This window comes from Colwellia sp. BRX10-1 (assembly GCF_014077545.1).
GTDB lineage: Bacteria > Pseudomonadota > Gammaproteobacteria > Enterobacterales > Alteromonadaceae > Colwellia_A.
This window is the reverse complement of sequence record NZ_JACGWC010000016.1, coordinates 35,524-61,950: the sequence shown is the minus strand read 5'-3', so window position 1 is coordinate 61,950 and position 26,427 is coordinate 35,524. Positions and strand designations below refer to the sequence as shown.

At 37.7% G+C, this 26,427-nt stretch carries 25 protein-coding genes; 19 read left to right on the top strand and 6 right to left on the bottom strand.

The window, feature by feature from the left end; genetic code table 11:
* The first annotated feature begins 5 nt into the window (after window positions 1–5).
* The 8 genes from xdhA to H4J75_RS13385 all read left to right on the top strand — a co-directional run bounded on the left by xdhA (window position 6) and on the right by H4J75_RS13385 (window position 8,919).
* On the top strand, window positions 6–1,559 hold the full coding sequence (xdhA, locus tag H4J75_RS13420; protein WP_182222430.1) for a xanthine dehydrogenase small subunit: 1,554 nt from the start codon (window positions 6–8) through the stop codon (window positions 1,557–1,559).
* Window positions 1,552–3,924, top strand: a complete 2,373-nt coding sequence (gene xdhB, locus H4J75_RS13415) for a xanthine dehydrogenase molybdopterin binding subunit (protein WP_182222429.1) — start codon at window positions 1,552–1,554, stop codon at window positions 3,922–3,924. The genes xdhA and xdhB overlap by 8 nt, the downstream gene beginning before the upstream one ends.
* A complete protein-coding gene (xdhC, locus tag H4J75_RS13410) occupies window positions 3,917–4,855 on the top strand; it encodes a xanthine dehydrogenase accessory protein XdhC (RefSeq protein WP_182222428.1) in 939 nt (312 codons plus the stop codon). Before xdhB ends, xdhC begins: the two co-directional genes overlap by 8 nt.
* Before the next feature lie 173 nt (window positions 4,856–5,028).
* Complete coding sequence (gene uraD, locus H4J75_RS13405) at window positions 5,029–5,568, top strand: 2-oxo-4-hydroxy-4-carboxy-5-ureidoimidazoline decarboxylase (RefSeq protein WP_182222427.1); 540 nt, start codon at window positions 5,029–5,031, stop codon at window positions 5,566–5,568.
* Window positions 5,569–5,572: 4 nt separating this feature from the next.
* Complete coding sequence (uraH, locus tag H4J75_RS13400; RefSeq protein ID WP_182215978.1) at window positions 5,573–5,941, top strand: hydroxyisourate hydrolase; 369 nt, start codon at window positions 5,573–5,575, stop codon at window positions 5,939–5,941.
* A 1-nt stretch (window position 5,942) separates the two neighbouring features.
* Window positions 5,943–6,476, top strand: coding sequence for an ureidoglycolate lyase (locus H4J75_RS13395; protein ID WP_182215979.1), 534 nt, complete (start codon window positions 5,943–5,945; stop codon window positions 6,474–6,476).
* Between the two features lie 4 nt (window positions 6,477–6,480).
* Window positions 6,481–7,806: a guanine deaminase gene (gene guaD / locus H4J75_RS13390; RefSeq protein WP_182222426.1), complete on the top strand. Its 1,326-nt coding sequence runs from the start codon at window positions 6,481–6,483 to the stop codon at window positions 7,804–7,806.
* Window positions 7,807–8,151: 345 nt separating this feature from the next.
* Window positions 8,152–8,919, top strand: a complete 768-nt coding sequence (locus H4J75_RS13385) for an EAL domain-containing protein (RefSeq protein WP_182222425.1) — start codon at window positions 8,152–8,154, stop codon at window positions 8,917–8,919.
* A gap of 45 nt (window positions 8,920–8,964) precedes the next feature.
* Here H4J75_RS13385 and H4J75_RS13380 read toward each other — a convergent pair whose 3' ends face one another.
* Window positions 8,965–9,405 carry a MerR family transcriptional regulator gene (locus tag H4J75_RS13380; RefSeq protein ID WP_182222424.1) on the bottom strand — a complete coding sequence of 147 codons (441 nt, stop codon included), beginning with the start codon at window positions 9,403–9,405 and terminating at the stop codon, window positions 8,965–8,967.
* A 67-nt stretch (window positions 9,406–9,472) separates the two neighbouring features.
* Here H4J75_RS13380 and H4J75_RS13375 point away from each other — a divergent pair, with 67 nt between their 5' ends.
* The gene (locus H4J75_RS13375) at window positions 9,473–10,705 is read left to right on the top strand and encodes an NADH:flavin oxidoreductase/NADH oxidase family protein (protein ID WP_182222423.1); all 1,233 of its coding nucleotides are present in this window, start codon (window positions 9,473–9,475) and stop codon (window positions 10,703–10,705) included.
* 189 nt (window positions 10,706–10,894) lie between these two features.
* On the opposite strand, the gene H4J75_RS13370 is transcribed toward H4J75_RS13375, so the two are convergent.
* Window positions 10,895–11,542 (bottom strand): alpha-ketoglutarate-dependent dioxygenase AlkB, encoded by a 648-nt coding sequence (locus tag H4J75_RS13370; protein WP_259364918.1) that lies wholly within the window; start codon window positions 11,540–11,542, stop codon window positions 10,895–10,897.
* A 396-nt stretch (window positions 11,543–11,938) separates the two neighbouring features.
* On the opposite strand from H4J75_RS13370, the gene H4J75_RS13365 reads away from it, so the two are divergent.
* From H4J75_RS13365 to H4J75_RS13345, 5 genes are all read left to right on the top strand, one after another.
* A complete protein-coding gene (locus H4J75_RS13365; RefSeq protein ID WP_182222422.1) occupies window positions 11,939–12,976 on the top strand; it encodes an AraC family transcriptional regulator in 1,038 nt (345 codons plus the stop codon).
* Window positions 12,977–13,611: 635 nt separating this feature from the next.
* Window positions 13,612–13,881, top strand: a complete 270-nt coding sequence (locus tag H4J75_RS13360; protein WP_182218769.1) for a hypothetical protein — start codon at window positions 13,612–13,614, stop codon at window positions 13,879–13,881.
* Window positions 13,878–14,252 (top strand): hypothetical protein, encoded by a 375-nt coding sequence (locus tag H4J75_RS13355; protein WP_182222421.1) that lies wholly within the window; start codon window positions 13,878–13,880, stop codon window positions 14,250–14,252. The genes H4J75_RS13360 and H4J75_RS13355 overlap by 4 nt, the downstream gene beginning before the upstream one ends.
* Before the next feature lie 104 nt (window positions 14,253–14,356).
* Entirely contained in the window at window positions 14,357–15,385 is a 1,029-nt protein-coding gene (locus tag H4J75_RS13350; RefSeq protein WP_182222420.1) for a two-component system response regulator, read from the top strand.
* A gap of 265 nt (window positions 15,386–15,650) precedes the next feature.
* Window positions 15,651–16,175, top strand: coding sequence for a hypothetical protein (locus H4J75_RS13345; RefSeq protein ID WP_182222419.1), 525 nt, complete (start codon window positions 15,651–15,653; stop codon window positions 16,173–16,175).
* Window positions 16,176–16,199: 24 nt separating this feature from the next.
* Here H4J75_RS13345 and H4J75_RS13340 read toward each other — a convergent pair.
* Window positions 16,200–17,368, bottom strand: a protein-coding gene (locus H4J75_RS13340; protein WP_182222418.1) for an IS3 family transposase whose coding sequence is annotated in 2 segments (ribosomal slippage) — window positions 16,200–17,119 and window positions 17,119–17,368 — 1,170 coding nt in all. Because the reading frame shifts where the segments join, the coding sequence is not laid out codon by codon here.
* A gap of 49 nt (window positions 17,369–17,417) precedes the next feature.
* Between H4J75_RS13340 and H4J75_RS13335 the strand changes: the two genes are divergently transcribed.
* Window positions 17,418–17,780 (top strand): GGDEF domain-containing protein, encoded by a 363-nt coding sequence (locus tag H4J75_RS13335; protein WP_310733791.1) that lies wholly within the window; start codon window positions 17,418–17,420, stop codon window positions 17,778–17,780.
* A 415-nt stretch (window positions 17,781–18,195) separates the two neighbouring features.
* Here H4J75_RS13335 and H4J75_RS13330 read toward each other — a convergent pair whose 3' ends face one another.
* Complete coding sequence (locus H4J75_RS13330; protein WP_182217374.1) at window positions 18,196–20,142, bottom strand: GGDEF domain-containing protein; 1,947 nt, start codon at window positions 20,140–20,142, stop codon at window positions 18,196–18,198.
* A 510-nt stretch (window positions 20,143–20,652) separates the two neighbouring features.
* On the opposite strand from H4J75_RS13330, the gene H4J75_RS13325 reads away from it, so the two are divergent.
* The 4 genes from H4J75_RS13325 to H4J75_RS13305 all read left to right on the top strand — a co-directional run bounded on the left by H4J75_RS13325 (window position 20,653) and on the right by H4J75_RS13305 (window position 22,855).
* Window positions 20,653–20,850, top strand: coding sequence for a hypothetical protein (locus H4J75_RS13325; protein WP_182217376.1), 198 nt, complete (start codon window positions 20,653–20,655; stop codon window positions 20,848–20,850).
* Between the two features lie 283 nt (window positions 20,851–21,133).
* A complete protein-coding gene (locus tag H4J75_RS13315; RefSeq protein WP_310733790.1) occupies window positions 21,134–21,265 on the top strand; it encodes a CHASE domain-containing protein in 132 nt (43 codons plus the stop codon).
* A 207-nt stretch (window positions 21,266–21,472) separates the two neighbouring features.
* On the top strand, window positions 21,473–21,946 hold the full coding sequence (locus tag H4J75_RS13310) for a Dps family protein (protein ID WP_070376816.1): 474 nt from the start codon (window positions 21,473–21,475) through the stop codon (window positions 21,944–21,946).
* 234 nt (window positions 21,947–22,180) lie between these two features.
* Window positions 22,181–22,855: a hypothetical protein gene (locus H4J75_RS13305; RefSeq protein WP_182222416.1), complete on the top strand. Its 675-nt coding sequence runs from the start codon at window positions 22,181–22,183 to the stop codon at window positions 22,853–22,855.
* Window positions 22,856–23,030: 175 nt separating this feature from the next.
* Here H4J75_RS13305 and H4J75_RS13300 read toward each other — a convergent pair whose 3' ends face one another.
* Window positions 23,031–23,813 carry a S1/P1 nuclease gene (locus H4J75_RS13300; protein WP_182217382.1) on the bottom strand — a complete coding sequence of 261 codons (783 nt, stop codon included), beginning with the start codon at window positions 23,811–23,813 and terminating at the stop codon, window positions 23,031–23,033.
* A gap of 188 nt (window positions 23,814–24,001) precedes the next feature.
* The gene (locus H4J75_RS13295; RefSeq protein ID WP_182222415.1) at window positions 24,002–26,392 is read right to left on the bottom strand and encodes an endonuclease; all 2,391 of its coding nucleotides are present in this window, start codon (window positions 26,390–26,392) and stop codon (window positions 24,002–24,004) included.
* Window positions 26,393–26,427 lie beyond the last annotated feature (35 nt).

Sequence of the window (26,427 nt, the reverse complement as noted above, 5' to 3'; positions counted from 1 at the left end):
ACCATATGTCAGAAAATAAAATTCAATTTTTGTTAAATAACGAACGTAAAGTTATCGAAAATTGTGATCCTAATATGACGGTACTCAACTATTTAAGAGAAGAGTTGAGTCGAAAAGGGACGAAAGAAGGTTGTGCTTCAGGAGACTGTGGTGCCTGTACAGCAGTGCTTGCTGAAGTGGTTCAATCAGCAAAAAGTCAAACAATAACCGAACATCTTAGCTATCAATCGATTAATACCTGCATTACTTTTTTATCTGCACTTCATGGCAAACAGCTTGTTACAGTAGAAGACTTACAGCAAGGAAATAAATTACATAGTGTTCAACAAGCTATGGTCGATTGCCATGGCTCACAATGTGGCTTTTGTACTCCTGGTTTTGTAATGTCACTTTTTTCATTAAAGAAAAATTTAGCGCAAGCCAAGTTTATTGATGCGACAGATAATTCTCCTGCTGTTGATCTAGACAAAGACATCGAGCATGGCTTAGCGGGTAACTTGTGCCGCTGTACTGGCTATCGCTCTATTACTGAAGCGGCAAAACAAGCTTGTGATAACAATGACGTTGATCAGTTTGAGCACGAGCAAGCGGCGACTATTAAGCAATTAAAACTCATAGCTCAGCAACAAGAAACTGTTGAACTGCACAATAATGGCAAGAGTCTTTATCTTCCTTATACCTTAGATAAATTAGCAAAATTGGTTGAACAATACCCGAAAGCTAAATTGTTAGCCGGTGGTACAGATTTAGCGTTAAGCGTTACCCAAGGTATGGCGCAAATACAAACCATGATTTCGATGAGCAATGTGCGCGAGCTTGCACAAATTAATGAAACAACAGAAACTTTGTCCATTGGCGCTATGGTGAGCTATGAGCAAAGCCATCAGTTATTAAGCCAGCATTATCCAGAATTTGGTCAAATGCTTTATCGCCTTGGTTCAACTCAGGTGAGAAACTCGGGCACGTTAGGGGGAAATGTCGGTAATGCTTCTCCTATTGGAGACACGCCACCCGTGTTAATCGCCTTAGGTGCTAAGTTAGTGCTTCGCAAAGGCGAGCGAACTCGTGAAATATCTGTTGAAGATTACTTTGTTGATTACAAAGTGACACAACTCGAAAGTGGTGAGTTCATTGAACGTATTGAAATTCCAAAAGCTAACAGTAATAAATATCTCAAAGTCTTTAAAATATCAAAACGTTTAGATGACGACATCTCAACGGTACTTGCCTGTTTCTATATTAAGTTTGCCAATAAAAAAGTGGCTAATATTACCATTGCTTTTGGCGGTATGGCAGGCATCCCAAAACGCGCTTTTTCCTGTGAACAAGCTTTAATGGGTAAAGAGCCTAGCGAACAAAATATTGCTTTAGCGATGACAGCATTAGCAAAAGACTTCTCTCCGATGTCAGATGTGCGCGCGAGCAGTGAATATCGCTTACAAGTGGCAAAAAACTTAGTGAGAAAATGCTTTTATGAACTAGAGCAAACGCATGCAGCAACCCGAATCGAAACCTTTGAAGTCGATACCTTTAAAGGGAAAGGAGTGACTCATGCGTAAATTAAGTAAAATTGATAAAGGTCTTGAAAGTAAAAAAAGTTCTGGTGCGGTTGGGCAATCGACCAAGCATGAAAGTGCTGAAATGCATGTTACCGGCAAAGCCGTTTATACCGATGACAAATTAGAGTCGTTAGGGCAATTGCATGCTGCTGTGGGTATGGCAACGATTGCCAGTGGTAATATTACCGCGATAGATTTATCGGCAGTACGCGCCGCCAAGGGTGTAGTTGCTGTTATTACCTTAGATGACATTGTTGGTCATACTGATATTGGTCCTGTTTTTCCGGGCGATCCAATACTCACCAAAGATGTCGTTGAATTTTATGGTCAAGCTATCTTTGCGGTCGCTGCGACGAGCCATGAGTTAGCAAAACAAGCGGTAGCGTTGGCAAAAATTGACTATAAAGAAAAAACACCAGTACTGACTATTAAACAAGCGTTAGAAGCTAAGAGTTTTGTTCGTCCACCGCATAGTATGAAACGTGGTGATAGTGCCACTGCTATTGAGCAAGCTAAGCATCAGCTGAGTGGTGAGATTACCATTGGTGGCCAAGAGCATTTTTATTTGGAAGGTCAAATAGCCAGTGTTATTCCCACCGAAGATGGCGGAATGACCGTTTATTCATCTAGCCAACATCCTGCTGAAGTTCAAAAACTTGTGGCAGAAGTGTTAGGTATTCCTTTTAACCGCGTCGTTGTCGATATGAAACGTATGGGTGGTGGTTTTGGCGGCAAAGAAACACAAGCGGCTGGTTGGTCTTGTTTAGCGGCGGTACTTGCCGATAAAACCCAAAAAGCGGTAAAACTGCGTTTAAATCGTAGCGACGATATGATGATGACCGGTAAACGTCATCCTTTTGAAAATCATTATCAAGTGGGGTTTAATGGTCAAGGTGTTATTGAAGGCATAGATATAACGGTCAATGGTAATTGTGGTTACTCACCTGATTTATCAGATGCCATCGTCGACAGAGCCATGTTTCATGCTGATAATGGTTATTACTTGGACCATGTCAGTATTATCGGTAATCGTTGTAAGACGAATACCGCCTCCAATACCGCCTTTCGAGGTTTTGGTGGTCCACAAGGTATGATGATTATTGAGTGTGTCATGGATGATATTGCTTACTCTCTAGGATTAGATCCACTTGCTGTGCGTAAAGCTAACCTTTACGGTACAGATACGCGCAATATTACCCCGTACCATCAGCAAGTAGAGCACAATAATTTAGCTGAGATGATAACCAAACTTGAGCATAGCTCTCGTTATGCCGAGCGTTGCCAAGAAATTGATGAATTTAATGCCGGCAGTAAATTTCTTAAAAAAGGTATTTCACTAACACCAGTTAAATTTGGTATTTCGTTTACTGCTCAGCATCTTAATCAAGCCGGGGCGCTGATTAATATTTATACCGACGGAAGTGTTGATGTTACACATGGCGGCACTGAAATGGGCCAAGGGTTGCATACTAAAATTGCCCAAATCGTTGCACAAGTTTTTGGTATCGCCGTTGATAAGGTAAAAGTATCAGCAACGCGGACCGACAAAGTCCCTAATGCTTCACCAACAGCGGCTTCTTCAGGTACCGATCTCAATGGTAAAGCCGCTCAAAACGCTGCACAAACAATTAAACAAAGGTTAATTGATTTTGCTGTCGAGCACTTTGCTGTTGAGAGTAACGAGATAACTTTTAGTGACGATTTAATCGATGCCGGTGAACATAAACTCAGTTTTGTAGAGTTAGTCCAAAAAGCGTATTTTGCTCGGGTGTCTTTATCGTCGACCGGTTTTTATCGAACGCCAAAAATTTATTACGATCGAGAAAATGCCCAAGGTCGACCGTTTTTCTATTTTGCGATGGGTGCTTCAGTATCTGAAGTGTTAATCGATACGCTGAGCGGTGAATACAAGTTATTACAAACCGATATCCTTCATGATGTTGGTGACTCTTTAAACCCTGCGATAGATATAGGCCAAATTGAAGGTGGTTATATTCAAGGCGTCGGTTGGTTAACCACTGAAGAATTACATTGGAATGATAAGGGACGTTTGTTAACGACTGGGCCGGCCACCTATAAAATTCCTGCTATTAGCGACGCACCAAAAGTTTTTAACGTTGAGTTGTTGAAAGATTCTCCTAATCGTGAAGCGACCATTTACCATTCTAAAGCGGTAGGCGAGCCACCGTTTATGTTGGCTATTTCTGTCTGGTCAGCGCTGCGCGCCGCTATTGCTAACTCTGTTGCTACAAAAGATAGAGCCAAAGGTGTTATTCCGTCGCTTGATACTCCTGCCACACCAGAGCGAGTTTTAAAGGCGGTGCAATTAATAACCGCCCAGCAAGGGATGGCAGCCGATGAATAACCGACAAAGTTGGTCTGAAGCGGTTAGTTCATTAAAGATCAAAGGAGAGGCCTTTGTCTTGCTAACAATTATTGGTGTGCATGGCTCAGCGCCTAGAAATTCTGGTACTAAGATGGTGGTGAGTGCCAATAGCACTTATGACACTATTGGTGGTGGTCACTTAGAGTTTAAGTCTATCGCGATAGCGCAACAATTATTAGCAGACGAAGATAAGAATCAACATATCGAGCACTTTTCTTTAGGTGCTTCCTTAGGGCAATGTTGCGGCGGAGATTGTAGCGTATTATTTGAAAGCTTTGCAGCTTGTAAAACTCAAATAATGCTTTTTGGCGCCGGCCATGTTGGTAAAGCGTTAACGACCATCCTTGCTGACTTACCTTGCCAGCTAAAATGGGTTGATAATCGCCAAGAACAGTTTCCTGTTCAGATGCTGGCAAATGCGCCGGCTAATATTGAGTGTGTTGTTAGTGACAATCCGGTAGATGAAATAGCTAGCATGCCTGCAGGCAGTTTTTTTATCATTATGACCCATAATCATCAATTAGATTTTGAACTATGCCAGGCGCTGTTAAAGCGTGGTGATTTTGCGTATGCCGGTTTAATTGGTTCTGAGACAAAATGGAAACGCTTTCAGCATCGCTTAAAACATCGAGAATTTAGTCAGCAGGCTATTGAACAGCTCACTTGTCCTATTGGTTTAAGTGCCGTGCCGGGTAAACGTCCTATGGAAGTTGCGGTATCAATTGCGGCTGAAATTATTGGTTTATATCAAAAAGACGACCATGCAGGTCATCAGTCAACTACCGCGCAAGGTATCAGTTTCAAAGCGTTAACGCCGTTACTTAATAGCGCGACTAATCTCCATGTTACCGGTCGAAGCAAAAATAAAGTAACTGATAGCAAACCGATTACAGATAAGATTAATGAATAACTTTACCTTAGGTTCAACAGGCGTTTTTACCCTAGAAGGTATAAAAGCGGCAACACTTATTATTAACAGCGACAGGTTAAAAACCGCATAATAATGAGATCAAATTATATATTTATCCTAATAATGCTCTTAAGAAAAAGGGCATTATTGGTTACCTTGAATAAGGAAACGTTATGTCGATTATCGTGTTAAATGCTTTGCAACCTCAGGCGGCCCACTTGGCCTTTATGCAGTGCTGTACAGCCAATACTTGGGTAAGCCGCATGGTGGCTGCTATGCCATATAACAATTTAGCGGCGTTATCTGCACACGCTGATATCAGCTGGAAAAACCTTACAGAAGCCGATTATTTGCAGGCTTTTGAAGGGCACCCTAAAATTGGCGATGTGTCTAGCCTAAGAGAAAAATACCGCTCGACAGAGAAGATTGCCGCGGGAGAACAATCGGGTGTTAACACAGCGACAGAACAAGCATTAAGTGAGTTAAAGCAATTAAATGATGACTATCAAGAAAAATTTGGTTTCATTTTTATTGTTTGTGCCACAGGTAAAACAGCCACGCAGATGTTAGATATATTGGTAAAACGTTACGCGAATAATCGCACGGAAGAAATCATTAATGCAGCAGAAGAACAACGAAAAATATTTCAGTTAAGAATCGAAAAAATGATTGCTGAAACTACCACTACTGCTTCAAACGTAAAAGAGACCTAAGTTTATGAGTCAAATAACTTCACATATATTAGACACTAGTCGCGGTAAACCCGCTGCTGGTATTACTATTTCTCTCTTTGAACTTAAGGGTTCAAATGATGGTGACAATAGTATCCAAGCACAGTGGTCACTTTTGGCACAAGGCCAAACAAACAGTGATGGGCGAGTGCCGGCCTTACTTGATAAAGAACGAATATTGCCTGCGGGGAGTTATCGCGTTCATTTTGCGATCAGTGATTATTTTAACGCGCTGAATGAGCAAGCTTTTTATCCCTATGTTGATATTGTTTTTGATATCAGTGGTGATGGTGAACACTATCATATTCCATTATTACTGACCGCTTTTGGTTACTCAACTTACCGTGGCAGCTAAGATGATTTTACATGCTAAACCACTAAGCCAAAAAGCGTTTCAAGCTTTTGGTGATGTGATTGAAGTCAATGATCAAGTAGAAAAAATATCAATAAATTATGGGCTTACACAAAGATATCATGCATTAGCGACGCTAGATGTTAGTGAGGAAGCAGGGCAAGGTATTATCAGTGTTTTTCGCTCGTCACCTAAAGAATGCTGTCAGATCAACGCCGGTATAGGTCAAATAACCATTGACTGTATGGAACGTCATCCTTTATCAAGCCAGGCTTTTTATCCTTTGTCTGCTAACGCTTATCTGGTGGTTGTTGGGCCTGCGGGCGAATTTGATGTGACTAAATTAGCCGTATTTCTTGCTACAGGCAACCAAGGTGTTAATTACCACAAAGGTACTTGGCATCATTATAGTTTAGCTTTAAGTGAAACCGCTGATTTCTTAGTTGTTGACCGAAAAGGTGTCGGTAAAAACTGCGATGAAATCGCTTTAGAAAATAAAATTACCATACATTTCAATTTAGATAACCGGAGCGATTAAGTCGATGTCAGTAAAAGCATTTCGCGGTGAGATTTTACATTTTGTCGAAGACCCAGCCTCGACGCTTTGCCAAGATAAAGAGCAAGCAGAGCAAAGCAGCTACCAGTATTTTGAAGATGGTATTTTGCTGATAGAAAATGGCAAGGTTAAACAGTTGGGCACAGCTAAAGCTATGTTAGCTGATTTAGAGCATTCCCTAGAGATTCAACATATTGAAAATGGCCTGATTGTCCCAGGCTTTATTGATACTCATATCCATTATCCTCAAACTGAGATGATAGGGAGTTATGGTGAACAATTATTACAATGGTTAGAAGATTATACCTTTCCGACCGAAAAAAAGTTTGCTGATAAAGCATACGCCAGTAAAATCAGTGAATTTTTCCTCAATCAATTGCTTGCTAACGGCACAACAACCGCATTAGTTTTTGGCACTGTCCATGCTGAGTCAGTTAATGCCTTTTTTGAAGTGGCTTTAGCCAAAAATCTCCGCATGATTGCTGGCAAAGTGATGATGGATAGGAATGCTCCTGACTATTTACTCGATACCGCGCAAAGTAGTTATCAGCAGTCTGAGCAACTTATCAAAGATTGGCATGGTAAAGGGCGTTTGCAATATGCTATCACCCCAAGGTTTGCGCCAACCAGTAGTGATGAACAGTTAAGCTTGGCTGGGCAACTATTAAAAGAGCACCCAGGTGTTTATATGCAAACCCATTTGTCTGAAAATTTAAAAGAAATTGAATGGGTTAAATCGCTTAATCCCGATTGCGAAAATTATTTAGATGTTTATAAAAAGCATCAATTACTTGGCAGTCGTAGTGTTTTTGCTCATGGTATACATTTATGTGATGCTGAATATAGTGACTTATCTCAATCTAATTCAGCCTTGTCATTTTGTCCAAGCTCAAACCTGTTTTTAGGGAGTGGTCTGTTTAAACTTGATGTCGCCCAGCAACACAATATTAAAGTGGGTCTAGGTACAGATATAGGCGCAGGAACCAGTTTTTCACTATTAGAAACCTTAAAAGATGCCTATAAAACGCAGCAGTTAAGAGGCAAAAAATTAGATTCATTACAATCTTTCTATTTGGCAACTTTAGGTGGCGCAAGGGCGCTAGACTTAGAAGGTACAGTAGGTAATTTTCAAGTGGGTTGTGAGGCTGACTTTATAGTCTTAGATTATCATGCAACACCATTAATGAAATTACGGCTAGAGCAGTGCCAATCATTGGCAGAGAAACTTTTTTCTTTCACTATATTAGGGGATGACCGTGCGGTTAAAGCCACTTATATACAAGGTGAATTAGCTGAGATTAATTGCGATTAGTGCTTACAATAAGATATGTAATAGCTAAAATTAATTTTACAGTTTTTACCTTTAGTGATCGGTTTTACTCAGGTTGGCGCGTTATTCGTGTCGACCACACTAATTACCGGTGCGACAAGACAATATTTCATCCTTCGTTAAACAATATCTAGATAGAGAATCAGCATCATTGCTCAGCAAACAGCCTATCTGTTGTTCAGGTGATCATATTTAAGGTCATTAATATAAATTATTGAGTGTTAATTACTGATATACAGCTACAATATTGGATTAAGGTTGATTATTTTTGCATATAATTATAAATTATTAGCTAGAAATTAGGTGTTATCTAATGAGAGTAATAAAATGAAAGAACAACCTATAATCTATGACAGATTTTCATGTGCTAACTGCGCAGATAAAGGTAGCCTTGACTTTGATTTTACTATGGCTTTTCAGCCAATCATTAACTGTACTACCCAGCAAATTTATGGCTATGAGGCATTAGTACGTGGATTAAATAACGAATCCGCTTATTCAATAATATCGCAGGTAAACGACGATAACCGTTATTTATTTGATCAGCTTTGCCGAGTTAAAGCGATAGCTCTTGCCTCCAAGTTAAAACTTCAATCTATGCTCAGCATAAATTTTCTCCCCAACGCTATATATAAACCTGAGCGTTGCATTCGCACAACATTGGAGGCAGCCAAGAAGTATGGCTTTCCCATTGAAAAAATAATGTTTGAATTTACCGAAGTTGAAAAAATTGATGATACCGCTTTTATTAAGAATATTGTTGAGTCTTATAATAAAATAGGCTTTAAAACTGCAATAGATGACTTTGGTGCAGGGTATGCTGGTTTGGGTTTATTAGCTGATTTTCAAACTAACATCGTAAAAATTGATATGGGATTAATCCGTAACATTAATGAAGATAAGGTTCGTCAGTCAATAGTAAAAAATTGTTTAAATATTTTTAATGACCTAAACATTACTCCGCTTGCTGAGGGAATAGAGACTAAAGAAGAATACCGCTGTTTACGTGATTTTGGTATTGAACTAATGCAAGGTTACTTTTTTGCCAGACCGGGCTTTGAAAATCTACCTTTGGTTGACTTTAGCGACCTTTAATAATGAGAGCCTAACAAGCTGATTCATCAGTTTTTTATCCCTGTTTTACCTTTTATCTGCTGAAAGTATTTCGTCCACCGCTAAGCATTTACCTTGTTGCCAGCTCTCTTGTAAGCGTTGTTTAAATAATACTATTTCGTCTCGTTGTGCTAATAGTCCCTTAATTAAACTCTCTGCCTCAAGCAAGCGTATATCAAGTTGTTCGACTATTTTGTTGTGATCAAGTCCTTCAGTTACGCCACTATCTGCTAAAACATTTAAGATATCTGCCAATCTAAAACCTAGCCGCTTCGCACATTCAATCGTTGCTAAACGCTGCACACTATCTTGCGAATAATGTCGATAACCATTTATATTTCTTTGTATTTTAGGGATTAATCCTTTGGCTTCATAAAACCGTATAGTAGAGGCTGTTATACCACTTATTTTTGCTAACTCGCTGATTTTCATCGGTACCCACTTTATGCGTATGTAAACTGTTGACATTAAAGTTAACTTTAAGCTTATACTCTTACAAAATCCAGCTCGTTAAACTTATTAACAGGAGTTCTACTTGAGTCACTCTGTATTTACACCGATAACTCTTCCTAATGGCGCAATTTTGCCAAATCGTTTAGCAAAAGCCGCGATGGAAGAAAATATGGCTGTTGAAGGCCATTTACCCGGCGATGATATTTTTCAACTATATAAAACATGGGCTGCGGGAGGTACTGGCCTGCTTATTACGGGTAATGTCATGGTAGATCACCGTGCAATGACCGGTCCAGGAGGTATTGCTTTAGAGGCAGATACACCCTTAGAGCCCTTTAAGAAGTGGGCTGAAATAGCAAGCAAAAATGGCACAAAAATATGGATGCAAATAAACCATCCTGGCCGACAAGTCTATGCTGCTATGGGAGGGCAGGTATTCTCTCCTTCAGATATTGCATTGGATATGGGAAAGCATAGTCAGTTATTTAGTAAACCAAGTCCGATGACCGAGCTTGAAATTCAAGCATTAATTCAGCGATTTGTTGTCACAGCATCACGTGCTGTTGAAGCTGGGTTTCATGGTATCGAGATCCACGCAGCCCATGGTTACTTGTTATCACAATTTTTGTCGCCGCTGACCAATAAGAGAAATGATAACTGGGGTGGCAGCCTTGAAAACCGTGCTCGCCTCCTTTTTGAAATTGTTAAAGCGGTCAAGCTAGTTATACCTGAAAATATAGCGATAGCGGTTAAGTTAAACTCCGCAGATTTCCAACGTGGTGGTTTCGATGCACAAGATGCCTTAGTTGTGGTAAAAGAACTTGGCCATTTAAACGTAGATTTAGTTGAATTGTCAGGTGGTAGCTATGAAAGCCCAGCAATGCAAGGTAATACAGCTGATGGACAGCCCCTAAATAGAGAAGCTTATTTTCTTGAGTTTGCGAAAGAAATTGCCAAACAAGCTCCTATGCCAATTATGACAACAGGAGGCATTGTCCGTTTAGCGATTGCACAAAAAGTAGTAGATGAAGGCGTAGATATGGTCGGCATTGGCAGAGCACTGGCATTTAGTCCAAATCTTCCTCAACGCTGGAAAACGTCACCAGACGCGGTAGCCATTTTACCTCAAGTAAAATGGCAAGATAAAACTTTAGCCGCACTTGCAACTATGGCTATTACCAAACGTCAGTTACAACGTATTGGCAAAGGTAAAGCCCCTAAATTAAACTCATCACCATTATTTTCACTGATTTTTGACCAACTACGACTTAAAAAACTGACTAAAATCTATCGAAAAACTTATGAAAATGAATAGGGCATATTGATATTTTTTTAATCTTATATAAGGCATTGTCAACAGATAGTGTCGAGTAAGCCCGTTGATTAGCGGTTGACTAGGGCCTAAGGAAGTTGACAATAAAGCATAGTTTGACGGTTAATGGCGGCATATTCATCACCTTGCTTATATAAAGTGACGAAAATTACTCTTGTTAACGATAATACGTTATGTGTTAACAATCGTTCTAAACGTAAGGTTTATCCTTGCGTCTTTAATGAGTTTAGTTGGTGGTAAACGATGTAGCCAATGCTGTTGTGTTGGCCCTTTCATGACTAACAAACTGCCCGCTTTAAGGGGTAAGGTAATGACTTCTTTTGATATCTTGTGCTTAAAAGCAAACTTTCTTTCAGCACCAAAACTTAACGATGCAATCGCACCTTGGTCCTTTAAATCTTTTTCACCATCGCTGTGCCAAGCCATGCCTTCTTCTCCACTGTGATAAAGGTTAAGTAAGCATGAATTATAAGTTTCACCACTATGGCGCTCGACAAGAGCTTTTAATGAAAGCAAATCATCGGTAAAAGGCAACGCTGTTTTAGTAATATTTGAGTAGGTATAGCTAAAACATTCAGCAGCATGCCAAGCCACTTTTCTTTTTGTTTCAATAGTTTTGCCAAATATAACTGCTTGGTCACAACGCCAATCAATACCGTTAAGTAAGCGATTAAAGTAATAGTCGCTATCGTCTAAAGAGATAATTTCACCAAAATAATCGACATCACCATCATATGGCAAAAGATTAATCGGCTGTTCAAATAAAGATGAAAATAGATCCATGTCGATAACACTTAAATGAGAAGGTGAAGTAGCCATAGTACAGACAGCAGTTAATGAAAATGGGCTAAGCGTGTTTAAGTTAACACCCCCAAGCAATTACCTGAACTTTTTGAAAATAATAGCACAGTAGATAATAAAACTCATCGATACTTACGTCGCCACTTTAAAATTCAGCAATATTTACCACAATAAAACAACATTTTGTAGGGGGTTTCCCTGATTGAAGATGAAATTGGATTTAGATACTGTCTGAGCATAATAATATTCTGCAATTAAAAATGTCCTTAACGGTGAAGATAAAGACTTCGTGGGTTAAGACTAAAATTGTTAAAAAACATATGATTAATGTCTTAAGTAGGACCTTTACTGCAGTAAGTAGTTTTATCTAATACTCATTGTCAATTATGTAAGATAAATCTATTTTGGAAGCCCATGGACGTGGTTAAAAAACTAAATTATGCAATTATCCACCCAGAGCAAAATAGCTACGATATAAAGCAGTTCGTTGACGGTAGCTGGATACGTCTTATTTATATGGCGTTGCAACAACAAAATTTACCAGCAAACAAATTATTATCGTCAGTAGGTATTAACGTCGCTTCTTTACGTGAGTTAGATTCTATTCAACGGGACGTTGTGCTTAAGCTATATGATAATATTGCAGTATATTCAGGCTTAGATGCCTTACCTGCTGCAGTGGCTGCTATTTTTCAACTGCATTTCTTACGTCATACGGGTGTCATCGTAGCAGATGCTAAATCGCTAGGTGATTTATTAGAAAAAATTATTTTTGCTAGTGAGCAAATGAATAAATTGATTGAGGTCACTTTAGTCGTTAAGGGCGATTGCAACTTATTAGTTGTTTCATCGCGGGCAGAGCTGGTTAATGTCCATAGAACGACACTAGAAATTGGATTTTGTCTGGTTTATAAAATAATTAATCAAATATTTCCTGCCCACTTAGATATTATTTCAAAGATAACGCTTGATTTAAAAAGTCAAAGAAACAGCTTTGAAAAAACATTTGACTATCCGGTTACGTACACCGATAGCGGGAAATATGTCATTGTTTTTAAGAAAAATGTTCTTGCGACCAAAAATTTATTTTCAACGCACTCGATTGGTTTAGAGCCCTTCGTAGATAATAAATTGTCTAAAACTTATATTCAATTACTCTCTGATATTGAGAATTTAATGACAGAAAATATTGCTTCAAATAATCTAAATATCGTTTTTGTAGCTGAGCAGATGAACATTAGTGTCAAGACCTTGCAACGCCGTTTAAAACGCTTTAATACTGACTTTAGTACTTTATTGAAAACCAAAAAAATCAATCATGCGCAAATGCTATTAAAGCAAAACAGACTTAGTTTAATTCAAATTTCTTATCGGCTGGGTTTTAATTCGCCATCAAGTTTTTCTAGGGCATTTAAGAAATGGACAGGTGTTTCGCCATCAGATTATCAGTAAATAATGTACATCTTGGTAACTCAATAGTTGGCTATGTAACTCCCTGTCAGTTGGTATTAATTTAACGTAACTGTTTTCATTATGGTACTAGACACTTTAAACACTGAACACTTGCTCATAAAAGTTTTGTAGTTGTTGAATAGCCAATGAAATTACAATTTTCTCATTAAATCTACCCACCGTATTCAACTTTTATTAACATCAATAATTTTAACTTGTTTTACTGGGTTAACTCGCGATATTAAGGCGTTATTATTACCTGGTAATCTTTATTAATGATCTAAAAAGCTATATTGAAAACAGCTGACCCCATACTTATGTAGCTTAGTTGTTATAAAGATAATAATTATAAGTTAGCCACTTAGTGAGGTGTCTTTAGTTGTCTAGATAATGTCGTTACTGGTTAAGGATTATTCTAAATAAACGCTTATAGTTAGCTAAATAAAAGCGAGTTTAGTGAATCGTTTAATTGAAGACAAATTTATTGATCATCGTCGTTGTGGTCGTTAAGGCAAATATATTTAATTCAGGTATTAAAAGCTACTTGAGCACATCCAGTCGTATCCTATGATTTTATTATAGTTTTGGATAATAAATTTTTGCGACAAGGATAAGTAATATAAAGGAATATAATCATGAGAATATTACATACCGCACAAGTGCTTACACTATTATTTAGTGCTAGTGCACTGGCTAATGCAAACAATACTAGCATCGATATTACGGGTATTAGTCTTACCGAACTATTCAATCTTAAAATAACCTCACTATCAAAAAAAAAGCAGACTTTACATAAAGTCGCTGCCGCTGTGTATCTGCTTACTCATAATGAAATAGATTACCTTGGCGTGACTACCATCGCAGATGCACTAGGTTATGTTTCAGGTGTTGAGGTAGCATATTGATGCGAGTCGATGGGCATAAGATTACTTGGGTGGTTAATGGGCTAAAAGCAGTGGAAATATTTCCAAGTAAAACCTTTGATATTGTCTTGATGGATTTTCAAATGCCCATTATGAATGATGACTTTAAGTGTAAAAATATCGAAGCAGCACAACATCACCTGACTATTTTAACACATACCTTTACCCGCAGTTTGGCGTTAATCAACGGATTAGTTCAACCAACTAATAGCCGTCAACTTTACCCGGTTATGAGCAAGCTCGAAGCTATTGAACAAATTAAAATTCTACGTGAATTATTCAAGAACTTTCAGCTATTTGACCTGATTTTAAAAAAAATTAATTCAGCAATTGCCTCATTTAAACAATCCTGATGAGCTGACCAACAAGTTACGATGTGCTATTGCCGACTTTTATTTTGAACGAGGAGTCATAGCGTTAATCGATATTGAATTACTACCGAGCAAGGAGTCAGCAAATGCAGTTAACTTATAATGCTAAAGCGAAAATTTTGGTGGTTGATGATGAACCTAATAACCTACAGGTCATTAATCAAGTGCTAGTGGGAAATTATCAATTGGTGTTTGCTAAAAATGGCCAGCGTGCCATTGAAATTGCAATAGAGCAGCAGCCTGATTTAATTTTACTCGACATCATGATGCCAGAAATGGACGGTTATGAAGTCTGTCGAACATTAAAAAAGATTAAAAGTACCGCTCATATTCCTATTATATTTGTTTCGGCAATGTCTAATATGGAAAATGAATGTCAGGGATTTGAAGCAGGGGGCGTCGATTATATTACTAAACCGATATGCCCAGAAATAGTACGCGTCAGAGTGAAAACCCATTTGTCTTTGGTTGGGGTAAATGAGCTAAAAGAAAGCAGAATGCAAATTATCCAGCGGTTAGGACGAGCCGCCGAATATAAAGATAATGAAACTGGATTACATGTTATTCGCATGAGCCACTACTCAAAACTAATTGCTAGGGCTGCTGGTTTAGATGAGTTTTCTCAAGAAACACTTCTTAATGCTGCCCCAATGCATGATATCGGCAAAATTGGTATACCCGATCATATTTTATTAAAGCCGGGGAAATTAGATGCCAAGGAGTGGGCTATTATGAAAACCCATGCCAATATTGGTGCCGACATCATCGGCGAAAATGACTCTCCACTACTAAGTATGGCGCTTAGTATTGCTTTAACTCACCATGAAAAATGGGATGGCTCTGGTTATCCTAATCATCTTAAAGGGCAAGAAATTCCGTTGGTTGGGCGAATCGTTGCTATTGCTGATGTCTTTGATGCCCTAACATCTGAGCGGTCATATAAAGCAGCATGGCCAGTTGATAAGGCTATTGCTCATATGAATTCAGTGTCGGGAAGTCATTTTGATCCCGATCTTATTAAACTTTTCAATGCGGTGTTACCGGATATTTTACTTATAAGAAATAAGTGGCCAGAGTTAAAGGCAAGTTCATCGTTTATTAACAAAGTATCTTAGTGATTTTGAAATTTCGTTATTTAAGATCACCATACTCTCAGACAAAAGCATTATTAATTGAAAAACTTCCAACAAACTAAATAACTAAAAATTAGTGGTTAAGTCGCCATTAGAGTTACGAGCGAGATAACAAAATGGACAGGCTTTATTCCTGCAGATTTTCAATTAATAATCTTCAGGTCGATACCTTTATAAAAGGATTAATATTTATGATTTTACTGATATTGAGAAGGTTGGTGACCACTTGTTTAATTTAAGTCATCGAGTGAATAAACCAATTTCGTTGTCTAGAAGTTTTCTAGATGTGATGCCGATACCCTTAGCAATATTTGATGTTGATGGTAAGTTGCTCCATGTGAACATTCAATTTTCACTATGGTTTACTCCTAACGCCGCCGAACTTAAAACCCTTAAGCAGGTATCAATGTTAATCAATGAGTTAATGTCTAATGAGCTGCAATTAATATTGTCAGATGTTATGACAAATAATCAAAGACGATACATCAGAGAAATAGCGATTAGAACTAACATTAAAGGCCACAAAACCTGTAAAACATCTTTTACCAATATTAGGTGTAATGATAAAAGTAATGGTGTGATTATGTTTTTTGAAGATAAAGACCGCGAAACTGAAAATATGGCACTTTATAAGGAGCAAGCTCAATTAGACCAACTTACAGATACCCTAAATAGGTTTGGCTTCTATGAGGCATTCAATAGGGTAACTCATCAATGTCTTAATCATAAATTTCTCTATGCGGTTATGATTGCTGATGACCTGGTCAACTAAATTCAGACACCCTAGTTAAGTTCGTTAAGCTACCTTTTTCAATTTTCTTTCTTTACACTCAAATTCATTGGGGTTTTGATAACCAAGATATGAGTGCATTCTGTTGCTGTTGTACCACATCGTGATGTAGTTCAGCACATCTTGTTGAGCTGCATAACGTGTTCGATAGTTACGCCAATGCACGCGTTCTTGCTTTAAACTACCAAAGAAGCTCTCTGCTACTGCATTATCCCAGCAGCAACCTTTCTTACTCATACTGCCAACAAAGCCATGCAACCTAAGTATTCGCCTGTATTGGTGACTCGCATATTGAACACCTTGATCTGAATGCACTATCAGTCCAGCCTTTGGTTTTCGTTGCCACATTGCCATGGTGAGAGCATCACAAACAAGTTGAGCTTTCATTCTTGAACCCATACTCCAACCGACAACTTTACGAGAGTACAGGTCGATTACTATCGCCAAATATAGCCAGCCTTCTGAAGTCCATATGTAGGTAATATCTTGCACCCACGCTTGGTTAGGTTGTTGCACATCAAAGTCTTGCTCAAGTTCGTTCGCGTAAACGGGCTTGTTGTGTTCGCTGTTTGTTGTTACTTTGTATTTTTTCTTGTAACGTACCCAGACGTTTGCTTCTTTCATTAATTGCGCTGTTTTTCTACGGCTAACTGGGAAGCTGAGTGCGTTCAACGCTTTCTGAATACGTCTTTCGCCATAAGTATTATCGCTAAATTTTGCAATATCTTTCACCCATTCCAGCATCTCTTGATGGGTTGTATCAATGGGTCTTTGAGCCTTTCTTTTCTGATAACTATAATAATTGTTACTTTTTATACCCAGTACTCGACACATCAGTATCACAGGCCAGATCTTCTTATGTTGGGTAACAAACGAGTATTTTACTTCGTTTCTTTGGCAAAGAAGACCGTCGCTTTTTTTAATATCTCGCGCTCCATTTCTAGGCGCTTTACTTGAGCTTTAAGTTTACGGATTTCATCTTGCTCTGGCGTTAGCTTTCCATTTCCTCTAAAAGCATGACCATCATCATTTTCAGCTTCTTTGATCCATCGACCAAGCACTTGAGCACTGACGTCTAAATTTCTAGCGGCTTCTGCTACGGCGTAGTTTTGATCTCTAACGAGTGCAATTGCATCTAGTTTAAATTCTTTTGAATAAGTTTTACGGTTTTTCATTTGTATCTCCAGTTAAGTCTATTATGTCTTAACTGGGGTAGTCGCATCAATTAGACCACGTCATGACATCGATAAATTAAAATTATTGAATGATGTTAACGGTCATCAATATGGCGATATGGTGATAAAAAATACGGCGAAAGGGCTGTTAAAAGAACTGAGGACAGAAGACATTTTGGCGCGATGGGGGGGTGACGAATTTATCATTGTCTTGACTAATATATTTTCTGAAAATCATGTGACCAAACTTTCTGAACGACTAGCGAAAGGGGTTGATGAGTATAGTTTGGCGAAAAACACACCTACTTCAATTTCTTATGGTCTCGCTGTCTGGAAAACACATGGCGAATCACTAGATGATTTAATTGGTCACGCTGACCGCATGATGTATCAGCAAAAACAGCTTAAATAACGAGGATAAATTATTGTTGTTATGAACGCTTTAAACCTTACTCTATATTTTTACTAAAATCGGTGATGAATCCCTTGCCTGTAAAGGACTTTTATAACCGTAAATTTGAAAAATTAATATTTAATCTTAATTGAAATTATCGAAAACAGACATTTAATTCACATTTTTGTGTAGTAAACTTTTATTAGATTTAAGGCGGTTTGGAGCAAATAACGCCATAGAGTCCTTGATTTTTTCAGTGCGTTAAATTTAAGTTAGCAAAATTTCAATCTTAAGATCTGACATGATTTTTAAGATGCAGTGACTCTATCAGTGGTTATGATACTACAGACGTTGGAAACAGAGCCTGAGTCGAGTTAACTTTCAGTAAAAAAATTTATGAAACTAAAAAATTAGCTTTATAATAACTGATATTTTAAACCATAACAGCTTGGTTTCTTCCATTCTTTTTTGCTTTGTAAAGCGCAGAGTCTACCCTATCAAGTATTTCAGGCCATTCATTACTATTTATATTGCATGTTGAAACAGTCGTTGCACCAGCAGATATAGTAATATTCAAATCGCCCATGGTAGTTTTAATTGTTTCATTGGATATTGTTTGAATTATTCTATTAACCATCGAAAGTTCATTAACTTGCTGCTTCTTTTCTATAACTAAAACGAACTCTTCTCCACCCCAACGTACTAAAATATCGCTTTCTCTAATTTTAGTGCTTAATAACTTAGCAATTATAACGAGTACTTCATCCCCGACACCATGCCCATATGTGTCGTTGACTTGTTTAAAGTGATCTATATCGATGATAACAATGCAGTAATCTGTTTCTTCTTTGCTAGATTTAGCATCAAATACTTTTATATATTCAGTAAGTGCACGCCTATTACCCAATTTGGTTAACGGATCGATTAAGCTACTCTCTAGTAGTTTAGTATTTGATTTTTCTAGTTTGTTTTTATATTTCCAGATTGAAAAATAACGACTAACTAAGACGAATAAAACAATAACGCTAAAAATTGACACTAGAATTAATAGTTTATTAGAAAGCGTTCTTTCACTTAACTTAGATGATTGTAAATCGTTATTAATTTGTAGCAAGGTTATTTGTTTATCTTTTAACTTAGCTTCGTAGCTTTCATTAATCTCAGCGACTTCTTTTACACGTTCATTAAACATTAATTCAACATGTTTTTCATAATAACTTCTGAGTTGAATTAATGCCTTTTGATAGTCACCTGAACGTTCATAAGCGATACTTAAGCTTAGTTGTTGTTGAATCATGGCTTTAATATTGTTTTGTTTTTCAAAACTGTCTTTAGCATCAATCAGTAACTCAATGGCACTAGAATAATGCCCTAACTCTATTTCAATATGCCCTAAGTTAGAACGACAATGATGTAAAACCGAAGTTACACCGTATTTAATAGAATCATCGATACATTCTTGAACTTCTTTTTTTGCTTCGTTAATATTTTTGGTCTGTAATAATACACCTGAAAGGTTATTTTTTACGTTTAAAATCAAATTAATTGATCCGGACTTTATTGCACTCTCTTTGGCAAGATAAAGTGTGCTAGTTGCTTCGTCGATTTTGCCAATATTTCTCAAGAAGAGTGCCTTCATTATCAGTAGAGAAGTTTTCAGCTGTATATTATCTATTTTTTGGTCATCATATAACTGAAAAGCTAACTCATTAATTTGCAAACCTTTAGTAAAGTCTTCAATTTCCAAATAGATAATAGACATATTGGAGTAGATTTTTACCGTCCAGTCTTCGTTAGGGTATTGAGTTAAAGCATCGAACGCCAAATAATAATCTTTTAATGCACCGCTGTTATCACCGCTGCTTTGTTTATAAATCGCTCGTAAGTTATAGAGCCTACCAACTAAGTGGTTGAAATTTATATTTATTGCGGCTTGTAGTGTATTCTCAATAATATTATAAACAGAATTGGTGTTTCCATCTCGGCTTAAGTCAATATTAGCTTTTTGATAATTTGCTTCTAACATCAGCCAATCTATATTTTTTTCCTCTGCATATTTAGTTAGTTCTTCAACGGCGATATTTTCTTCTTGAGGGGAAGACATCGCCCTCTGAATTTGGATTTTTAAAATATAATATTTAGCATTTATAATGGGAGTATTTTCCCAAGTTTCTGATGCTTTTAATAGCTCTAATTGCTCTAATGTTTTTTTTGGGTTTATCGCATATTTACTTTCCGCTTTTAATAGTAGCCGACCTAGTTGACTCTTGTGTAGTGAGACAAAAGGTTGGATTTCTTCCATCGAAGCAAATGCTCGTAGTGAAAGAGCAAAAATTGATAAAAGTACAAAATTGACCAGCAGTTTTTTTAGCTTATACATTTTCCGATACGCCACAAGTAGTCCTTGTAATGTAGATGCAACCAAGGCAGCTAATAATACCCATGAATAATTTTTTTCAATATACCTAAACATCGAAAAAATTTCAGCATTAAAATTAGATAAATAAAGTGTAGTTGATTAATGTTCGCGAATCACCGTTTTGTTAAATTTAGATTTTACACTCCTAAATATAGGAGTTATAAGAAAATATGCAAAAGTAGAGTAACTCTTTTAATTCTTAATATAATTAGATATTCATGAATTTATTCGTGGGTAGGATGTATCAGGTTTCTGAACTCAGTCCGTTATATAGTAATCTATAATATCTGCTTTTTTATATTTGTTAACTTTCACTGTGTGGCAAAAATAGGCGGTTAGCTCTAACTCATAAAAGGGGAGGTCTACCTAGATTTAATATTCTAGATTCATTTGGAACTTGAATATTCCAATGGTAAAAATTGACAAAATTTAATGCCTATTGATATTACACTGAACAAAGGGCTTGTATCTATGGTGAGTATATTAGGTTTTAACATTATTGACGAAGGAGTCGAAACTGAGCAACAGGGACAGCCCTGCAAACAACTTAATATTGGACGGGTACAAGGTTGCTACTATTCTCGCCCTAAACCTCAGCATGATATTGAAATTACTTACCTTCAAACATTAGATTTTTTTGTAAAAGGAACTCAAAAATATATGCAATGATTCAAAAGCTAGCTAAACAAATTTTTCACTACGAGGTAGTCTTAAAGTCAGGTACTGCGGACATTCAGGCTTTTGTACAAAAAATACAGGCAGATCATTAGAAAATATTTTCTAAAAGGCCTAACCTTGCAGATACCTACCCAGGTATTAATGGTATTGGCGTCATTTATTATGTACCAAAATAAAGTTAATTATTTTATCGAACAACAACGAATGTATAGAGCTAATTTTAATCCTAACTCTCAAAATAATGGAGATGAATATTGGGCAATTACCTATATAGATAGAGCCACTTAAAGGTAATGAAAAAGCGGTAGGATTAGACATGGTATTTGAAGAGAATCTGTTTAGTGCCGCCAAAAAAGCAAAAGATAGTGCAACAACACAAATTACTGCGCCTATAGCACGGGTTTAAGATGCAATAAAACACTTGGTTTATAGGCAAGGGTGATTTGTGTTATGATATGAATTGCTTTAGAAATCAAAGCAGAGTAATTATCTAAATTGCTCAAACAAACGCAAACAGTTGACTGGCGTTTGAAGTTTTCAATTTTAGTCAACAATTTATCGTTCGTTCGATAGGCGTTATACATTTATCAAATTCTAAAAATTAGGGAATTACATGACTGATATAGATATTGGCATAAATAAAGAAAATAGAACGGAAATATCAGACGGTTTAAAACGACTTTTAGCCGACTCTTATACGCTATATTTGCAAACACATAATTTTCATTGGAATGTAACCGGTTTACAATTTCGTGAGTTACATTTGATGTTTGAAGAACATTATACCGAATTAGCAATTGCTGTTGATGACATCGCTGAACGTATTAGAACCCTAGATGTACCTGCACCAGGAACCTATAAAGAGTTTTCAAAATTAAGCTCTATTAAAGAGGTTGACGGTGTACCAAGTTCTGCACAGATGGTTGAGTTACTTACCAAAGGGCACGAACAAGTCATTAAAACATCGCGTGAAGTTTTAAAAATTGCACAAGCTGCTGATGATGAGTCAACCGCTTCGTTAGTGTCTGATCGTATGCGTATACACGAGAAAACAGCGTGGATGTTAAGAGCGACTAAAGAATCATAATAAGTTAATTAAACGGAAAATAACGGTTGGATATCGCACCCCCCTTATTTTCCGTTTTTAGCGCCTACCTTACAAAATACTCCGACTAGCCCTTAAAAATACTCTATAAATAACGTTTCTAATCGTCCCAGTAGCTTATTTGATGGCTTGCACCCATAAGCTTTTCAAATTAATCTAGCACCCTAACTTACATTATTGGAGAGATTTGTTATTAGTGAACTCAGCTCCTTAGACTTGATACAGTCTAAACAATGGTTGTCAGCTTGGCAAAGAAACGCACTTAGCGAAATTATCAAAGTTAGTTTTGCTGATATAGATGCAGAAGATTATCTGCTAAAATATTTTGATAGCCCTGAGCCCAACCAGAGGAAACTGCGTCTTTACTTCAATAATGAGCAAATCGTAGGCTATTGCTTACTCACCTTCACAGACAGTGCAAATTATACGGTAATTAAGGCTTCTGCTGCATTTCTTCCACAATATCGAAAGGGGAGTAATACTTTTTTATTTTCAATTAAAGAGAGCTTTGAAAGCTGGTTGCAAAGACCCTGGCGCAAACACTATTATGCCGATACTATGCTCAGCCCTGCTATGTATCGAGCAATTGCCAAGAATACCGCCATTGTTTGGCCACATTTTGGGCAATCTGCACCCAAGGAATTGTTTACGCGTTTTAATCCAAACGGAAAAAACAGTAATGAAAATCAGTTGCGTTGTTTAGTTTCAGTCAATCGAAGCAGTAATTATAGCGAGCAGGAGTTGGAAATGTTGCGCTGTAGCGACAAAGCAGAAATTCAATATTATTGTCAGCTCAACCCTGACTTTGATCAAGGGATAGCGCTCTTTGTTATTATTCCAATAAATTTACAGCAGTTCGTGCAGACGACAATTAAATATCTAATGAAGTAAAATCGTATGCGCCAACAAAATAGTAGCGATTGAATAAATTAAGAATTTTGAGATAAAACCATGAATAAACAAGGGTAATATAGCCTAAATAATGATTTTACTCATTTAGTTGAGGCGTTTTACTGAACTGAAAGAGCCCAGGTATTAACTGGGCTTTTATGTGAATAACGATTATTTATTCTTTAAAAATATCGTTTAACATTCCAGCAAGACGGAAGCCTGCTTTGGCTATTTGCTCATTTAATATCGGAGTGTTTTTATACGCATACTGGTAACTTAATTCTTTATCTTCAGGGAAGTCATAGACTGTTTCTCTGTTCGATTTAGATTCTTTAGCCCAATCAAGATAAACGGTATCTTGCCATAGGTTAATGGTGTCAGGCGTTTGATTATTTAAAAAGTTAGCATATTCGGTATAAGAAAGTTTTTGATGCTCAATTATTGACGAATCCCACACAGCATGAAGTTTTGTTGGTTTTCCAAACCATTTTACGGTTATTTTATTACCGCCAAGGTCATCTCTGCGTCCAACATGAAGCGGTTGGTGAATATCGCCAACAAAGTGAATATAGAAAGCTAGTGCTTGCCATTTCTCTTCTTTGGTGATTTTTTTATCGCGAAGTTTTTTTTCAAAATCAGCTAAAGCTTTTAATATGTCGCCATCTTCATTTCTTTTTAGCCCCTTAAATACTTCGTCATCATCAATAGAAATATAATGCCAAGGCTTAGCATAATCCCATTTTTTATCTGAACGTATGTTATCAGGCCAATTAGCCATTTGAGCTAATGGTGCACCATCGGTTAGCTGCATTAGCGCCTTTTTGGCCGAAGGTTCTAAGTTATCTTCTGCTATTTTAGCAACCATACGATGCCCATTAGGGCCAAGTGCTAATGCTGATTTAATCGGCAAGTGTGCGAGTGTAATGACCATAACAGCCATCAAACTTTTATTTATCATCTACATAATCCTTGTTTTAGTGTTTTCTTATCTGCAGTAAACTATTTTATATCTAAGTATGAGTAAGCTTGGTAGAGCAGTAAAGAACTTTATTACTTGGAGAGGTTTTGCTGGCAGTTGCGAGATGCGAGTTGCATTAATTTATCATTAATGCAACTCATTCTGCTAACAAGAAGGTGAGTTGTAACCTACTTATTAAGTCTTCTTAACGATAATAGAGCAAGTCCTGTAAGTAAAAAGTAAAAAGTACCACCACTGGTGTCTTCCTTTGCTATTACTTCAGCGGCGACATTAATAGTAACAGCGGCTGAACTTGTTTTACCTTGATCATCAGTAACAGTCACGTTAAATATTAGGCTTTCATCTTTACCAACTTTCGGTGCAACAAAAGTAATGGTAGCTGTGTCATAAACAGCAATATCAGCAACTTTACCGCTAGTTTGTGTCCAAACATAGCTAGCAATACTACCATCACTATCTGCAGCCGTTGCGGTTAGTGTTACGTTAGCAGCTGAAGCAACTGATTGTTCATCACCAGCTGAAACGGTTGGTGCTGCATTAGCATCACCACCATCACTAGCAGCACCACAAGCTGAAGCATAAAGACTATCGACCCATTCAGGGTGATCGATAAAAGGATTACGGTTGCCTTGAAACTCATAGATAGTGTGGTTACGGTTTATTTCAAAGGTATCTATGGGGTCTTGTGAATGCCAATCAAACAAGGTACACAATTTACCTAGTTTGCCAGTACCATCACTCAATTTGCTCGTTGCTGTACCAACAGTATCAACTAAGATTAAATCAGGCATAGTACTTTCTGTACCTGCATCGTAACGTACATCCATATAAAACATCATACGGGCAACATCACCTTTAACGTCATCTCTTGGTTCCCAAGTATCTGCTGTGCTTCTGTTTTCAGGCGCTTCAGTATTAGCGGTACCACCAATATCAAAATCACGATTACCACGGTCACTATTCATCGATATATCAGTAGGGCGCAAATGATGAATATCGGTATAACCTAATTGGTTAGTCTCTGGAAAACCATGTGATTTAGCCCATGTATGCTCTCGATTCCAAAAATCCTGGTTACTTGAAGCAGAACCACTACCATTATCTGCTTTGGCAATTGAACGTCCTGAATAGAGTAAAATTATGTTATCAGCATTTGTAGCATCTTCATCGGTACTGGTTAGCGCGGTCCATACTTCTGAGTAGGTTAGCTGTTTATGATTAACACTGATGTCCGCTGTGATTGCTGCACGTAAACCGGCGGCTTCTGCAGCGTTTGCTTGGCTATAATAAGTTGCTTCGACATAAGTCGTTCGGTCAGCTATTTTTGCTAAATCAGGGCAGTTTGTACAAATTCCTGTAGCAGGTGTTGATCCATCACCAGTAGGCGTTCCAGCAGTCGGTAAAGCTTGTGAACCATCACAAGTTACTTCGCCACTACAGCCTAAACCATCAGCAGTATCTTTAGCAAAAGTAGCCCATTGTGTTGCTGGATCAAAAGCATCATCAGCAGTGGCATCACCTTCGGTAACCGAGTTTAGGCGACGTAAGGTATGATCTTTTGTTGAAAAATCACCGGTACCCCAATTGCTACCTGGGTCAACACCAAATTGGCCAAAGCTATCAACAATACCGGTATTGTTAATAAGTAAAATAGCATCATCACCATTAAAGTAAGTTACGCTTGTGTCTTCAATACCTTGAGGAGCATCAAATTTAAATAGTTCAGTTGCCGCCTGATTATAAACAACAATACTAGAGCCAGGTACAAGTAAACCTTGCAATAATAGCTCATTTGGTGAATCTGTCTTGCCATTTGCATAAAGCTCTAGTTTATAACCATCTACCGCTAAATCTACATCTGCTGTACCTAAGTTAGATATTTCAATGGCTTTATTACTGCCACCGCCTTCAACATACTCAGTGATAATAACAATGCCTTGGCCAGTGGATGCGCCGCCTTCAGTCGGTAAGGGTTGATTGCCATCACAGGCTGCTATACCAGAACATCCTAAACCGTCTGAGGTGTCTTTTGGAAAGGTTGCCCATTGTGTCGCGGGGTCAAAAGCATCGTCAGAGGTAGTATCACCTTCAGTGACTGATGTTAAGCGGCGTAAAGTATGATCTTTTGTTGAAAAATCACCTTCACCCCAGTTGCTGCCTGGGTCTGTTCCTAATTGTCCAAAACTGTCAACAACGCCATTAGCGTTTGAAAGTAATAGGGCATCATCACCATTAAAGTAAGTGGCACTTGAATCTTCAAGGCCTTGAGGAGCATCAAATTTAAATTCGGCAGTGGCATCCTTGTTATAAACAACAATGCTCGAGCCTGGCACTAATACGCCTTGCAATGATATACCGTTAGTTGTTTCTGTTTTACCGTTAGAATAAAGGTCGAGTTTATAACCTTCCGCGGCTAAGTCGACATTTTCACTACCAAGATTAGAAATCTCAATGGCTTTATTACTACCTCCACCTTCAATATATTCAGTGATCACAACATTAGCATGACTAGAAAGCACGCTAAGGCCGAGTACCGCTGTTAACATTTGTATTTTCATAATTTTCCTTTAGGTTGTTTGCTCAATGGTATTGA

What these genes read in the sequence shown, in the direction of transcription:
- H4J75_RS13360 (WP_182218769.1), top strand. Translation starts at nt 13,612, where the DNA reads ATGAGAATATTACATACCGCACAAGTGCTTACACTATTATTTAGTGCT.
- H4J75_RS13395 (WP_182215979.1), top strand. Translation starts at nt 5,943, where the DNA reads ATGATTTTACATGCTAAACCACTAAGCCAAAAAGCGTTTCAAGCTTTT.
- xdhC (WP_182222428.1), top strand. Translation starts at nt 3,917, where the DNA reads ATGAATAACCGACAAAGTTGGTCTGAAGCGGTTAGTTCATTAAAGATC.
- H4J75_RS13300 (WP_182217382.1), bottom strand. Translation starts at nt 23,813, where the DNA reads ATGATAAATAAAAGTTTGATGGCTGTTATGGTCATTACACTCGCACAC.
- H4J75_RS13295 (WP_182222415.1), bottom strand. Translation starts at nt 26,392, where the DNA reads ATGAAAATACAAATGTTAACAGCGGTACTCGGCCTTAGCGTGCTTTCT.
- H4J75_RS13350 (WP_182222420.1), top strand. Translation starts at nt 14,357, where the DNA reads ATGCAGTTAACTTATAATGCTAAAGCGAAAATTTTGGTGGTTGATGAT.
- guaD (WP_182222426.1), top strand. Translation starts at nt 6,481, where the DNA reads ATGTCAGTAAAAGCATTTCGCGGTGAGATTTTACATTTTGTCGAAGAC.
- uraD (WP_182222427.1), top strand. Translation starts at nt 5,029, where the DNA reads ATGTCGATTATCGTGTTAAATGCTTTGCAACCTCAGGCGGCCCACTTG.
- H4J75_RS13325 (WP_182217376.1), top strand. Translation starts at nt 20,653, where the DNA reads ATGGTGAGTATATTAGGTTTTAACATTATTGACGAAGGAGTCGAAACT.
- H4J75_RS13330 (WP_182217374.1), bottom strand. Translation starts at nt 20,142, where the DNA reads ATGTATAAGCTAAAAAAACTGCTGGTCAATTTTGTACTTTTATCAATT.
- H4J75_RS13385 (WP_182222425.1), top strand. Translation starts at nt 8,152, where the DNA reads ATGAAAGAACAACCTATAATCTATGACAGATTTTCATGTGCTAACTGC.
- H4J75_RS13365 (WP_182222422.1), top strand. Translation starts at nt 11,939, where the DNA reads ATGGACGTGGTTAAAAAACTAAATTATGCAATTATCCACCCAGAGCAA.
- H4J75_RS13370 (WP_259364918.1), bottom strand. Translation starts at nt 11,542, where the DNA reads ATGGCTACTTCACCTTCTCATTTAAGTGTTATCGACATGGATCTATTT.
- H4J75_RS13380 (WP_182222424.1), bottom strand. Translation starts at nt 9,405, where the DNA reads ATGTCAACAGTTTACATACGCATAAAGTGGGTACCGATGAAAATCAGC.
- xdhA (WP_182222430.1), top strand. Translation starts at nt 6, where the DNA reads ATGTCAGAAAATAAAATTCAATTTTTGTTAAATAACGAACGTAAAGTT.
- xdhB (WP_182222429.1), top strand. Translation starts at nt 1,552, where the DNA reads ATGCGTAAATTAAGTAAAATTGATAAAGGTCTTGAAAGTAAAAAAAGT.
- uraH (WP_182215978.1), top strand. Translation starts at nt 5,573, where the DNA reads ATGAGTCAAATAACTTCACATATATTAGACACTAGTCGCGGTAAACCC.
- H4J75_RS13310 (WP_070376816.1), top strand. Translation starts at nt 21,473, where the DNA reads ATGACTGATATAGATATTGGCATAAATAAAGAAAATAGAACGGAAATA.